Consider the following 12,195-nt stretch of genomic DNA (forward strand, 5'->3'; position numbering starts at 1 on the left):
GTTCAAAATGTCCGGCCTGAAGGCTCCGTACCGTCTTTTTTGTCTTCCCGTTTTTACGATTAATCTCCCCGGAAGCTTTACTTTCCTGTAGATGATGATCCAGCTCACCTTCAAGCATACTTTCCAGAAGGTGTTTCAACATCGGAGCGAAAACTCCGTCGGTACCGCCCATTTTCTTGCCTTCGTAAAGGCCTCTCATTGCTTCCTCTTTGAAGCGTTCAAAGTCAAATTCCTCTTTTTCCATTTGCTGTGTCTAATATAAATATTCTTTATTTGACACAGTTTAATTTACACCCTCTCATTGTACAACCGCAAGAGTGCGAGTTCGGCATCATAATACCAATCCTGATAGTTGCCGATGCTCAATTGTTCTCTAAACCTCTCCTGGATCTGCATAAGTTCCTGACATTTTTTACCGGCAAACTGTTCGTAATCTATTCTCATCGTTATGTATCGATAGTTTCTGCTGCACGGTTATACCTGCACGTTATTGCATAAGAAAGAAAAGGCCGCTTGGATACTGTCCGAGCGGCCTTGAAATCCTATATTTTAAATATACCTTATTTTTCTTTAACTATATCTGCCTCTATTCGCTTTACAAAATCAACAGTGACATTCGCCAGTTCTGCAATATCCGAAATCGAAAACTTATTCAAAGACAAGAGGTTTTTTATTACTTCCGTTTTACCCTTAGCTTCTCCCTCGACCATCCCTTGAGCCGCTCCTTCTACTTTTCCTTCTGCTCTTCCTTCTGCTCTTCCTTCTGCTCTTCCTTCTACCCTTCCTTTAGCTTCTCCCTCCGCTCTTCCTTCTGCAATTGCTTTTTCGCGCGCTCGTTTCAATTGTTCTTCCTGGCTACTTCGGATGCTCTCGGCATCCCATTTATTCCTTAAACTTGCGTTGTACATCTCTCGTTCCTCCGGTTTTAGTTTGCTATACTCTGCTAACTGAAATAACTTTTCAAATATCGGCTTTCGCAGATATCTTGAAAGTCCCTTTAGCGAGGACATGTTTTTGAGTATAAAAAGCCAACGATCCAAATCATTATCTAACTCTGCCTCAGCTTTAACAAAGTTAACCAATTCTACATATATAAAACCCAGATCTTCGTAAAATATTTTACTGTGATCCCGATAACATAGACAAATATCGTGTAAAAAATACTTCTCCTCACCCGCATCAGGCATCGTAAATCCATCCATCAATACAATGATATAGACTTCACTAATTGCATAATTCCAAGCCCTTCGGTTGCCTTTGGGTGCCTGATCCGCTATCAATTTACTGCTGTAGTAAAGCATGCGCTTTTTCAAATTATCCTGCGCCGTACGCTGCACTTCAATAATAAAACGTTCGCCGTTGTCTGCCGTACAGGTCAGATCAAAAATAACCGTACCGATATCCTCTGTATCTCCAACATGCTCATTTTTGTTATAATATAAATCAGCAATGATCTTGCGCCCTCTAAAGAGTTCGTTTAAGAAAGCGATCAGTAGATCTTTATTGGTATCTGATCCAAAAACTTTTTTAAAGCCGTAATCTGTCGTGATATCGATATATTTAGACTGCTTCAATTCACTCATAATATATTGTTTTTAAATTGGTCAACAATACAATTATAAGCAAATTAAAACATTAAAACTAATATTTTTAGTAAAAACATTAGTTTTAAGAATTCGTCTTTAATCTGGTATATCTTCCATATTATACCAGGCTATCGGGTTGGTAAAAAACTGTTGGGATGAGATATTGGTTTGAAAGAATGATTGGTTAGGGAAACCGTAAGAAGACTTTAAAGGCAATTCGTAGATCCCGAATGTTTTGTTTCCGAACTGATCCAGACAATTTTGAAATTATTGGCACTTTAAATATTATTGACTACCTCGACAAAAACGGGAATGTTAGTATGAATATAAGTGGCTGGGAATTAATTAAGGACTTTTTCGCAAATAGAATTAATTCCGTTATGCTGGAGAGAAGACAGAAAACCTTTAAGATCGGTGCAATTATTAAAGATTGCGGGAGGACAACTGGTAGAGCTACCGCCAAAGAAATCTACATAGCTCACCCCTATATCGCTAAAGCATTGGTACCGATAATAACATTGGCAGCTATTGGAAGCTTGGAATTGATCGTGGTTGCTATCACGGCCTGCGACTTTTCAATTGGACATGATTAATACCCAAGTCCAATATATCAATTTGCGAGTGAAGAGGTATAAAATGCTGGTTTCGCGTGCCGATGTCTAGCATTTAGTTTCTCTGTCTTATTTTACTATTTAATTCTTCTAGTTTCATTTTTGCAGTATTATTAGTTGGAGAAAGTGTCAAGATTTTTTCATAACACTTTTTTGCTTTATCCATATAACCCCTGACTGTGTAGGCCTCAGCTAAGCTATCCCATACATTGATTGATTGCGGATAATTTTTCGTATTCAGCTCAAAAATAGAAATTGCTATATCGGGTAGCTCTCTATCATAAAGGGCAACATATCCAATAGTATTTACAAAACTTTGGTCCGGTTTAGTATCAAAGAAAAGTTCCTTTTTTATTTTTGCACTGTAATTTACCAATATATCGGGGTCTTTTGTTACTTCATTTATATCAATTTCATATGGCTCGAAGAGATATCGAAGGCCATAATATGTGGCAGGAATTGTTACTGTTAAATGCTTTTCGTCTTCAAAATATCTGAAGTCTACCTTCAGATCTGGAGATTTATTCTCTTTCAGTAATTTATAAAATTGATTTCCCCATTGATAATGCCTCTTATCTTCCTGCATTGGTGCGTATTGAAAATAAAGACTTTTTAAAACAATGTCTTTCCCTTGAGGCAAAATCGTCTCATTACAAGATCCGACCTGCTCCTCATCTTCCAAACCATGTATTTCGTTGATACGGGCAAATGAAATCTTCGCAAATTGGGCCGAAATGATAAACTGTATAAATTGTTGTATGGGAGCATTGAGCATGCCGATTATAATCTGGGTGGACATCATGATCCCAAAACTCATCTCTCCCTGAATCACCGCTTTTGCGCAAACAATTGTAATGGCAACATTCTTAAGATTTTCAATAAACTGTCCACCAAGGTTCTGATAATTGGTTATAGACAGAAGTTTTAGATTTACCTTATAGAGCCTGCCTGCAAGTTTTCCCACTTCCACCGTTTCTGCGTTTCATAATTATTTACTTTAATATCCTGCATTCCCGTTATCGTCTTTACCCAGTAACTCTGATCTTTTGCCATAAGACCAAAATAGTTGGTATCCAGCCGACGCCGGATGGCCAGAAACCCAAATATCCACAGGAAATAAATCACACTCCCAGATACAAACACCCAAAAAATAAATGTGTTGAAGGTCACAAGTATAACTGCAAATACAATAAAAGTTAAGCCTGAGAAGATCAGGTTAAGGGAGTTACCCATAATAAAGTCCTTGATACGCTGATGATCTTGTGCCCGCTGAAGAATATCACCTATCATTTTGTTTTCAAAAAAGCCAATGGGAAGTTTCATAAGCTTGACCAGATAATCAGATATCAAAGAAATATTGATGCGGCTTGTGAGATGGAGAACAATCCAGTCCCTTAATGCATTGGAAAGTGTCGTGGCTAAAAGTATGGCAATATTTGCAAAGAGCATAATATTGACAAAATTCATATCCTGGGTGCTTATACCTATGTCAATTATTGACCGCGCAATAAAAGGGATGATGGCCTGAAGCCCTGTGACAAAAAGCGTCACAATAAAAAGGTTAATAATACTCAGCCGGTATGGCTTAAAATATTGGAATATAGTATTAAAGCTCTTCTTCCGTCTGAAATTCTCTTCCTGATGAAGATCAAAAAAATTACCGTCAGGTTCAAATCCGATCACCACCCCTTTCTTTGTTGTCGATTTATACCAGCTTTTAACAAACGTTTTTATGGGTTGTTTCACTAGTCCGGCACTGGGGTCAGAAACGTAAAAATACCTTCTATCTACTTTATATACGATCAAAAAATGAGAATCTTTCCGGTGAACAACAACAGGAAGTGGAACATCGTGCTGCAGCTGTGCGAGGGTACACTTAACGCCCCTGCTCTTTAGTCCTATTTTTTCAGCAGCATGGATCAGGTTAATAATAGAGATCCCCTCTTTTGTTGTGCCGCATAGTTCTCTTAAAAAATTGATCGGATAAAACCGTCCATAATACTTTGCGATCAACCTAAGGCAAGTTGGTCCACAATCCATCTTATCCATCTGAATTTCAGATGGAAAACGCTTAAAAAACACATTCATAAAATCCTAAGCTATTAAATTTACGTACACTTAATGTTAACAATATATTAATCTTATACTACTTTTTGTAAATAAAAATGAAAATTACTAAATTTCATCGACACAAAAAGAAGATTAAAGAAACTTTATAGCTTTTAAAAGATAAATAATCAATGCACCAAAATTATATAGTGATACTTGCAGGAGGTCTTGGGGAAAGATATGGAGGCGTTATGAGCAAGCAGTTTCAAGCCATAAACGGTGTTCCGGTGATTATTAAGACCATCTGTAAATTCTTACGACGTTTTGAACCGCAAAAGATAAAAATCGTGGTCAACCCTGACCACATTGCGCACTGGAACGAGCTTAAACTTGACTATCCGCTTATCCGTGAAATAACATTTATTGACGGTGGCGAACAAAGATTTCATTCGGTAAAAAATGGATTAGCATCTATTGACTCCAGTGACAACGACCTGATAGGAATACATGATGGCGTACGCCCTTTTGTTACCTTAGAAACCATCGATCATGCTTACACCACCGCTTCTCAGTACGGTACCGCTGTGCCTGTCTTTAATGCAGTCAACACAATTCGGATAGCAAAAGAGAACCAGAATAACGCACTTGATAGGCAGTACGTCAAGATTGTCCAAAACCCGCAGGTATTCCGTTCCAAGATTATAAAAACCGCATACTGCCAAAATTATACGCCCGACATGCTGGATGATGGAACTATCGTCGAAAAGGCGGACTACAAAATACAGCTCTGCCAGGGCAATTACGAAAATATAAAGATAACACATCCACAAGACCTTTACATCGCAGAAGGACTTGACAGATTGCTCGCTAGCAGTTCAATTGAAACAAATGGAAAAATATACGGTAACTCCTACACTAAAATATTATAAGAACGGCTACAAAAAGTCGGCAAAAGAGGGATCGGATCAACTAGCTCTGGGAGAAGATTATCAGAGCAGGTATGGAGCAAAGATTACTGATTACGAAGTCAATTTATTTCAGGTCCATCATGCGATCTGGAAAGACTTTTTGGAAAACTCCACAAAAGACTATTACCTGATCCAGGAGCATGGCACCGCAATTTTGAAGGATCTAACGGAAATAAAATCGGTATTGCTGGGACAAGATCTAAATTTCCACGTCTTATTTCCCTTTGACCTCATTAACTCAGACACACGTCTTAAAATGCCAATCGCATTCAGCAGATTTGGATTTTATTGGGGTACTTCGTCCTATATTATCTCGAGAAAGTCCATAAAGGAACTCATAGAGAAATGTTCGGAAATAAGGTGGCCCTTAGCAGAACAATTTCTAGAACTGGGAATTGACCGTAAAATCAAGATGATTGCCGTTGATACCGACTGGACTATGTTCTCCGACCGAAAGGCCCCTTCTTACCTGGCAAGAAAAAACAGTATGATCGAATACATTAGGTCGTACAGTGCCTGGGAGAAGGACGAGATAAATGAAGTACGGGAAATATTATGCTACCATTCGGAAACCGCCGCATCAGTGGATGTAAAGATATTTCTGCACGCTGGTACCTTACTCGGATCGATCAGGCATAGCGGAAAAATTATGCCCTGGGACGATGACATCGATCTCATGGTAAAAAAAGAAGATCTCATCAAATTGATCCCCGCTATCCGGCAGGATGGTATATATAATGTGACCGAATGGACATGGTCAAAAACAGGAAAAACATATTATAAGATCTGGAAAGAGGGCGGTTATAAAACAGAAGGCTATGAATACACTTTTCCCTTTGTCGACATCTGGTGGACTGAAGAAATCGGGAATAAAATCCATACCAATGACGGGTATGTTTTTGAGAAACAGAGCTACTTTCCATTGCAGCCTATCGAATTTGAAAATGCTAAATTCTATCATCCCGCCGTGGCAACAGATATACTGGACACAATGTATAAAGGCTGGAGAAATGAAATCAAGATATTTTCGTGGTCGCATAAATTTAAAAAGCACAGCGTCAAACAGATCAGCGTTCCCATCACCACAGACAAGAAAGGAAGATTTACAAATTATAAATGAATGAAAATATGAAAAGAAAGCCTATTTTAAATTTTTTCGACATTGCAAGCGATGTCGACCTGTTACCCGAGAATGAGCTATTTAAATTAAAAGGTGGTGACAGTGATATCGCATGGGAAACCGAAGGCCCTGAAATTGATGTATATCCCCCGGATGGTGGTGGTGACGATGACAATTGGGACGATGGTGGTGATGACGGTCCTGAAGAGCCATGGGATGATGAATGTGATGAAGACTGGGATGGTGATGATCACGGCGATGGCGGAACCGATAATGATGAGGAGGAACAACCGAAATGTACCTGTACAAAAGGAATTGTGGGACTTGGCTCTGGAGGGATTGTTGACTATTCTAATCATTTGGGTACTTTTAGAAGTGCAATAACTGCTGATTTAAATAACCCAAATACAAACCAGGCATTCAAAGACACGTTAAATGGACTGAATCAGATTTTTAACAGGATCGAGAGTTCTAATTTTAATCTGGTGATCAACTTTGGTGATGCCGATGGCAGCGCAGCGTATACATCACTCAGCGGAAATAAAGATGTTAAAATTACAATGGATCAGTCCGAATTGGTTTATAAAAAGGATATATATCTTGCCGGCACCGAAATCCTCCTTCATAAGAAGGGTGATTTAAACTATGCCGCTTTTAATGAAGTATTAGCTCATGAATTAAAGCATGTTGAGCAATTTTTAGATGGCAGGATCGGTTTTAACATGTTTGATAATGAAATAAAACTAAAATACGGCATCGATGATGAAGTTGAAGCTTTCGCATTTGCAAATAATTATGCAACTTTTGGTAATCCGCCTGTTGAAATAAATGAAACTTGGGTAAAAAACCAGACGATCACAGTAACTGGTGCCGATGGTCAACCTCAAACGATCAAACCATACGCAAACTTAGGTGATGGAAAAAACTGTCCGATCCACGGCGTATCCTCTAACCCCAATTAATAGATAACAAATGAAGAATAACATTTTAACAATTGTAGGAATTTGCCTTTTAACATCTGCTTTTGGTCAAAAAAAAGAAAAGGAGTTATCGATACTTCAGACTTTGGTTGAAAAAATACATTTGGATCTCCGTGATGTTGCAATGATGTCTGGTGTTCCAAGTAAGACATCAGTCAATTGGGCTAAACTGGTTTATGTTCAGCAGGAAGACTCCATATTCAGAGTTCCATTTGACAGTCTCACTTCACCAAAATGGAATCATCTAGCATATGATATTACAGTCGAATTCGATAGGTTTACAGAAAACCGAACTCAGAATCTTCAAGGAGTAATCGTTCTAAAACGCATCAGTCCTGAAAGAGAGGAAAAACTCCGAAACTGGATGCTTAAAGAAATGGAAAAGGAGAAAGCTTTGAAGAGATAAATACTGCCGTATGACATCTTAGATCTGAAATATAAAGCCTGGCGCGAAGAAATAAGGTTATTTTCTTGGTAGCATAAGTATAAGAAGCATAGTATAAAAACAGACCACCGTGCCTATTATAACCGATAAATTAGGAAGATTTACAAATTACAAATAATTAAAAATTATGAAAAGAAAACCAATCTTAAACTTTTTCGATATCGCAAGCGAAATTGATCAATTACCAGAAAACGAGCTTTTTAAATTAAAAGGAGGCGATAGTGATATCGCATGGGAAACAGAAGGTCCAGAAATTGACGTTTATCCTCCTGAGGGTAGCGGTGACGATGACAATTGGGATGATGGAGGAGATGACGATTGGGAAGATCCTTGGGATGATGGAAATGACGAAGATTTTGAGGATTATGATGACTTAGGCGATGGCGGAATCGATAACAATCCTGATAATGATCCCGATGCAGATGAACTACCTGAATTATGTTTTGATGCTATTTGGGATGCTTATCCACATAATGTAAATGGTCAAACCCAACATCCAAGCCAAGATGATTACGCAAACCAATGTGCTATTCGCGTGGGAGCGGCATTAAAAGAAGTATATGATGTTGACTTCGGTAGTTATGGTACAGAATTTGACGACCCTTTATCATCAGAAGGTTATCCTATTCGGGCGGCTAACTTAAAAAATTATCTAGTTGATGACTATAAATCAAAAGGTATGGAGAGCCAAATAAAAACATATAATTCGACAAATGCATTCCTTGATTCGGCATCTTCAAAGTTAAATGGTATAGTTTATATGCAACGTGGTGGAGTAAATCACATTGATGTATTTAAAGGCGATGAAGGAAAAAACGAAGTAGGATCTCTTTGGTTATCAGGAAATGTTGACAAAGTGATCTTCATTCCTATAGATAATTCAGCATGTCAATAAAATTTTTTATTATGAAGTTTACTAAAATATTAGTTTTACTCTTTCTCTTTATTGATTTTTCTGTTGGTTTTGCACAGAAAAAAATAAATGTAAATACAGCCAAAGAGTATTGGTTTTCTGATAGATTATCAGACAGCCTCTCGGAAAAGAAAACACCCGATCCAAGCCAAGGCTTTCCTATACAGGCATTTTTAATACAGAAAGATAGATTATACTATCAACCGGCAATAGGTGACGACCTGATTCCCGTTTCTTTAACTCCTGTGAAAGGCTCGGATAAATTATATCTGAATATCGGCGAAACAATGACAAGTAATCATATGTATGATTATTCATCAGATGGAAAGGATTTCTTATTAACAAAAAGGGCAAATGAAATGCTTTTAACTGTTAATGATAAAAGTGGAAACACTGTAGATTCTATCAAATTTATAAGACCTACAGATTTCATGATGAATAAAGACGTATCGGAAATTTACTTTGCACATTTGATAAACGGTACTTATAGATTAGGCGACTCAAATGATGAGGTCTCATTTGACATGGACGGAAATTTAAAGGGGATTAATAGCTTTTCAAAATGGAATGTGACTAGAGCCGCGGGAAAGATAAAACCTCGGGTAAACAGTCCCCATGCGTTTATAGTCCTTCAAACCTCAGGTGTTAAGCAAAAGGAATCATTTGTTGTCATCTTTGACGAACTTATTAAAACAATGAATTTCTTTAAATATAATATTCTTAAAGATGGATCCTACAGTTTAGAAAAGGAACCCTATTATATATTAAAACAAAGTTAGTTTATCCTATTTCCAGTAACTCTTTAAATCTCTGGAAATAGGTTTTTATTTTCCCACGTTAGGAACGTGTAAAACCATAAACGGACGATACAGTGCATTTTTCGGGAGTTTGGAAATCCAAACTGCTGTGTGGTCGCTGCAAATTATAAACTTTAATAATTTTATCGATGCTTTTGGCTGTGTCCTTATGATTTTGGTATACTCGCTTGGGATAGAATTCATTTTTATGAATACCATTAACACGTTCAGCTAGCGCGTTATCATAAGGCTACCACGCTGCGCCATACTAATCGCAATGCCATAACGCCGGAGCATTGCTTTATCTTTACCATTGCTAATTCAGATTCTTAAATTACATCACAGGATGAAAAAAATACATGTATGGTTCGGAAAGTTTAAAACGGAGAAAGAATTAAAAAAATATCTGGATCAAAATGACTATCTGGAAGCATGGTCTGTTTATGACAACGAACCGCCAACCGGAAACGAAGAGGACGATAAAGAACCAAATACGGAGTTACGCTGTGATTTTTGCAAGGAAGTTCATTTGGATAACTATGATGAAGATCTCATGATAATGAAATATTATAAGAACTCTCTAAATATCAAAACCATTGCAAATGATATTGGTGTAGATAAAAATGAGTTAGAAACATTATTAAGAGGACATAGTTTCATTGGTTTTAACGCTGTTGTAGCTTTTGAAGACAATGACCTAGATGAAAAAGATGCTTCACGTTCTGAAACGATAAAGTACATTGGGAAATTGGCTCAGTTTTCTGACCAGTCTTTATCTGATTATGAGGTTCATTATTTATGGATAGGAGACAATAAAATTGATAAAAAGAATATTCTCCAACAAGCGGCACTAAATAAAAAGGATATTATAAAACTGAATTATTACCATACTTCAAAAAGCGAAAAACTTGACGAGATACTGTTTCTCCAAATAGAAGATTACAACATTGCCGAAAAGATGATTTTCAAAGCTGAAGAGCTGAGAATGATCACCGCCCATTCCGTACTTGAACTTGTTGTAAAAGGCTCAATTGAAATACATGGTGAAAAAATTGCCGATATGCTCGGTATGAAATATATTGGAAAATTTGACAAGGAATAAAATCTAATTTGTTTTTTACAGTTTGTAATCGTCGATTTTCACCTGTTCGCATATTTACGAACGAAGAATATCTGCTTAAAAATACCAACTAAAACTACAGAATAATAGATGAACATACAGCTAAGTGTCAATAGAGATTTAAACGCAAACGACATACTACAACTTTATCAAGCTAACAAATGGAGTGCGGCCGATAAACCAGAACTACTGATCAAAGCACTCTTAAATTCGCATTCCTTAGTGACGGCATGGGATGGTACGACATTGGTAGGTCTAGGAAATGCTATTTCCGATGGGTATCTCGTGGTTTATTATCCACATCTACTGGTGCTACCCTCCTATCAAGGCAAAGGTGTTGGGCGTTTGATTATGGATAAAATGCAAGAGATTTATAAGGGTTTTCACATGCAGATGCTTACGGCTGATGGAAATGCGATCGACTTTTATAAAAAGAACGGCTTTGAACGAGCAGGTCAAAAAGAGCCGATGTGGATCTATTCTGGGGGTGATCACTGAGAGAAGGTTAAGGTAGCCTGCCCAAAATTCCGGCATTTGTAAAGACTGAAATGCAGGTTTATATCAATGCACAGCTTGGAGCGAATCTTGCGAGAGTAGCCAATATGGTAGGAACTAATCCTGGGACGGGAGTGAAAAACTGGGATCCTATTTGTAAATAAATTCAGATGCGAAAGGAACAAATAACGGAGCAGTTAAAAGAGTATTATCCGGAGGGTCTTACCCTCGACGATATCATGGCTTATTCCTCTTCAGAACCTTACAGTAACCGGAAACGATGTATTGAATCAGCCTGGTCAGACCACGGGCAATGGGAACAATTAAAAGAATCCCTTACCGACCTGTCTGCTGAAATCTGGGACTACTCCTTCTTAGGGGGAAGCCCTTCGTATCACTTTTCCTTCCGCCTTGAGCAGAATGAAGACATTTTATACTCTTTATTTGTCAGTGTTATCTTACCCTATTTTGCGATCAGGATAATGAGCCTTTCCAATCGGGAAAAATCATTTACCTCTGTAAGCGACACTGATTTTCAGGTATTTGAAAAGCTAAAAAAGAAAGTACAAAATGTTTTCCCCGCGCATCTGATAATTAAAGATGATAGGTTGCTACAAACTAAGGTTGATATCTTCGAGGCAGATGGGGAAAATCCTCCGTCAATACAGCACCTTTTATTCTCGACGATAGAAACATAGTTACAGCAGCACTATTCCGCAGTCTTTCTCCAGATCAACCCACTCTTCGATAAATACCACCGATACCCTTTGGTCCATAAAATTTCTCCTTATCCTGTAATTTTTAGAAATTGGATTTGATTACCAACAATATTGAGCCGGTAACTCAAGACAATAGGGCTTCCAGGAAAATTACCTGAGACTTCCGCTTTCAAAATACTTTGATCCTCATTCTTCTCAAAGCTGATAGGCTTCATAATTGACTTATAGTTTTTATTTGCATCTGAAATCCATTTTTCGATCTCTTTTCGTCCATTGTGCATTTTGCCCTCATCATAAACTACTGCTGTTTCGGCGAAACACTTGGCATATGCAACGCTATTGTAGCTCGCTTGTGCTGCCACTAAATCTATTAACACTTTTGGTAATTCCAT

The 12,195-nt window shown here is 37.7% G+C and carries 15 protein-coding genes and 2 pseudogenes; 10 read left to right on the forward strand and 7 right to left on the reverse strand.

Annotated elements, in window-relative coordinates; all coding sequences use genetic code 11:
• The 3 genes and pseudogenes from IQ31_RS24200 to IQ31_RS24205 all read right to left on the reverse strand — a co-directional run.
• Positions 1–244: pseudogene (locus IQ31_RS24200) on the reverse strand (IS256 family transposase); the annotation flags it as partial.
• 44 nt (positions 245–288) lie between these two features.
• Positions 289–444 (reverse strand): hypothetical protein, encoded by a 156-nt coding sequence (locus IQ31_RS27465; RefSeq protein WP_158638968.1) that lies wholly within the window; start codon positions 442–444, stop codon positions 289–291.
• Between the two features lie 116 nt (positions 445–560).
• A complete protein-coding gene (locus IQ31_RS24205; RefSeq protein WP_145330689.1) occupies positions 561–1,583 on the reverse strand; it encodes an Rpn family recombination-promoting nuclease/putative transposase in 1,023 nt (340 codons plus the stop codon).
• 323 nt (positions 1,584–1,906) lie between these two features.
• Between IQ31_RS24205 and IQ31_RS24210 the strand changes: the two genes are divergently transcribed.
• Positions 1,907–2,179, forward strand: a complete 273-nt coding sequence (locus IQ31_RS24210) for a hypothetical protein (RefSeq protein WP_208734382.1) — start codon at positions 1,907–1,909, stop codon at positions 2,177–2,179.
• A 73-nt stretch (positions 2,180–2,252) separates the two neighbouring features.
• Here IQ31_RS24210 and IQ31_RS24215 read toward each other — a convergent pair whose 3' ends face one another.
• Positions 2,253–3,167, reverse strand: a complete 915-nt coding sequence (locus IQ31_RS24215) for a 6TM ABC transporter family protein (protein WP_145330693.1) — start codon at positions 3,165–3,167, stop codon at positions 2,253–2,255.
• Positions 3,128–4,285, reverse strand: coding sequence for a cysteine peptidase family C39 domain-containing protein (locus IQ31_RS24220; protein ID WP_145330695.1), 1,158 nt, complete (start codon positions 4,283–4,285; stop codon positions 3,128–3,130). The genes IQ31_RS24215 and IQ31_RS24220 overlap by 40 nt, the downstream gene beginning before the upstream one ends.
• A 152-nt stretch (positions 4,286–4,437) precedes the next feature.
• On the opposite strand from IQ31_RS24220, the gene IQ31_RS24225 reads away from it, so the two are divergent.
• The 6 genes from IQ31_RS24225 (at position 4,438) to IQ31_RS24250 (ending at position 9,451) form a co-directional block, all read left to right on the forward strand.
• A complete protein-coding gene (locus tag IQ31_RS24225) occupies positions 4,438–5,175 on the forward strand; it encodes an IspD/TarI family cytidylyltransferase (protein ID WP_145330697.1) in 738 nt (245 codons plus the stop codon).
• Positions 5,135–6,334, forward strand: coding sequence for a LicD family protein (locus tag IQ31_RS24230; protein ID WP_145330699.1), 1,200 nt, complete (start codon positions 5,135–5,137; stop codon positions 6,332–6,334). The genes IQ31_RS24225 and IQ31_RS24230 overlap by 41 nt, the downstream gene beginning before the upstream one ends.
• Before the next feature lie 8 nt (positions 6,335–6,342).
• On the forward strand, positions 6,343–7,296 hold the full coding sequence (locus tag IQ31_RS24235) for a hypothetical protein (RefSeq protein ID WP_145330701.1): 954 nt from the start codon (positions 6,343–6,345) through the stop codon (positions 7,294–7,296).
• A 10-nt stretch (positions 7,297–7,306) separates the two neighbouring features.
• Positions 7,307–7,720: a hypothetical protein gene (locus IQ31_RS24240; RefSeq protein WP_075993066.1), complete on the forward strand. Its 414-nt coding sequence runs from the start codon at positions 7,307–7,309 to the stop codon at positions 7,718–7,720.
• 166 nt (positions 7,721–7,886) lie between these two features.
• Positions 7,887–8,654, forward strand: a complete 768-nt coding sequence (locus IQ31_RS24245) for a T6SS effector amidase Tae4 family protein (protein WP_075993067.1) — start codon at positions 7,887–7,889, stop codon at positions 8,652–8,654.
• An 11-nt stretch (positions 8,655–8,665) separates the two neighbouring features.
• Positions 8,666–9,451 (forward strand): hypothetical protein, encoded by a 786-nt coding sequence (locus IQ31_RS24250; protein WP_145330703.1) that lies wholly within the window; start codon positions 8,666–8,668, stop codon positions 9,449–9,451.
• 58 nt (positions 9,452–9,509) lie between these two features.
• Here IQ31_RS24250 and IQ31_RS28325 read toward each other — a convergent pair.
• A pseudogene (locus IQ31_RS28325) lies at positions 9,510–9,707 on the reverse strand (integrase core domain-containing protein); the annotation flags it as partial.
• Positions 9,708–9,815: 108 nt separating this feature from the next.
• Between IQ31_RS28325 and IQ31_RS24260 the strand changes: the two are divergent.
• From IQ31_RS24260 to IQ31_RS24270, 3 genes are all read left to right on the forward strand, one after another.
• Positions 9,816–10,571: an immunity 22 family protein gene (locus IQ31_RS24260; protein WP_145330705.1), complete on the forward strand. Its 756-nt coding sequence runs from the start codon at positions 9,816–9,818 to the stop codon at positions 10,569–10,571.
• A 108-nt stretch (positions 10,572–10,679) separates the two neighbouring features.
• Positions 10,680–11,087, forward strand: coding sequence for a GNAT family N-acetyltransferase (locus tag IQ31_RS24265; protein WP_145330707.1), 408 nt, complete (start codon positions 10,680–10,682; stop codon positions 11,085–11,087).
• A gap of 167 nt (positions 11,088–11,254) precedes the next feature.
• Positions 11,255–11,782: a hypothetical protein gene (locus IQ31_RS24270; RefSeq protein WP_088161913.1), complete on the forward strand. Its 528-nt coding sequence runs from the start codon at positions 11,255–11,257 to the stop codon at positions 11,780–11,782.
• A gap of 89 nt (positions 11,783–11,871) precedes the next feature.
• On the opposite strand, the gene IQ31_RS24275 is transcribed toward IQ31_RS24270, so the two are convergent.
• Positions 11,872–12,195, reverse strand: a complete 324-nt coding sequence (locus IQ31_RS24275) for a hypothetical protein (RefSeq protein WP_088161914.1) — start codon at positions 12,193–12,195, stop codon at positions 11,872–11,874.

This window comes from Sphingobacterium siyangense, assembly GCF_007830445.1.
GTDB classification, from domain to species: domain Bacteria; phylum Bacteroidota; class Bacteroidia; order Sphingobacteriales; family Sphingobacteriaceae; genus Sphingobacterium; species Sphingobacterium siyangense.

Excerpts from the sequence above, each read along its gene's own strand:
- IQ31_RS27465 (WP_158638968.1), bottom strand. The coding sequence starts at position 444 with ATGAGAATAGATTACGAACAGTTTGCCGGTAAAAAATGTCAGGAACTT.
- IQ31_RS24205 (WP_145330689.1), bottom strand. The coding sequence starts at position 1,583 with ATGAGTGAATTGAAGCAGTCTAAATATATCGATATCACGACAGATTAC.
- IQ31_RS24210 (WP_208734382.1), top strand. The coding sequence starts at position 1,907 with ATGAATATAAGTGGCTGGGAATTAATTAAGGACTTTTTCGCAAATAGA.
- IQ31_RS24220 (WP_145330695.1), bottom strand. The coding sequence starts at position 4,285 with ATGAATGTGTTTTTTAAGCGTTTTCCATCTGAAATTCAGATGGATAAG.
- IQ31_RS24225 (WP_145330697.1), top strand. The coding sequence starts at position 4,438 with ATGCACCAAAATTATATAGTGATACTTGCAGGAGGTCTTGGGGAAAGA.
- IQ31_RS24230 (WP_145330699.1), top strand. The coding sequence starts at position 5,135 with ATGGAAAAATATACGGTAACTCCTACACTAAAATATTATAAGAACGGC.
- IQ31_RS24235 (WP_145330701.1), top strand. The coding sequence starts at position 6,343 with ATGAAAAGAAAGCCTATTTTAAATTTTTTCGACATTGCAAGCGATGTC.
- IQ31_RS24240 (WP_075993066.1), top strand. The coding sequence starts at position 7,307 with ATGAAGAATAACATTTTAACAATTGTAGGAATTTGCCTTTTAACATCT.
- IQ31_RS24245 (WP_075993067.1), top strand. The coding sequence starts at position 7,887 with ATGAAAAGAAAACCAATCTTAAACTTTTTCGATATCGCAAGCGAAATT.
- IQ31_RS24250 (WP_145330703.1), top strand. The coding sequence starts at position 8,666 with ATGAAGTTTACTAAAATATTAGTTTTACTCTTTCTCTTTATTGATTTT.
- IQ31_RS24260 (WP_145330705.1), top strand. The coding sequence starts at position 9,816 with ATGAAAAAAATACATGTATGGTTCGGAAAGTTTAAAACGGAGAAAGAA.
- IQ31_RS24265 (WP_145330707.1), top strand. The coding sequence starts at position 10,680 with ATGAACATACAGCTAAGTGTCAATAGAGATTTAAACGCAAACGACATA.
- IQ31_RS24270 (WP_088161913.1), top strand. The coding sequence starts at position 11,255 with ATGCGAAAGGAACAAATAACGGAGCAGTTAAAAGAGTATTATCCGGAG.
- IQ31_RS24275 (WP_088161914.1), bottom strand. The coding sequence starts at position 12,195 with ATGGAATTACCAAAAGTGTTAATAGATTTAGTGGCAGCACAAGCGAGC.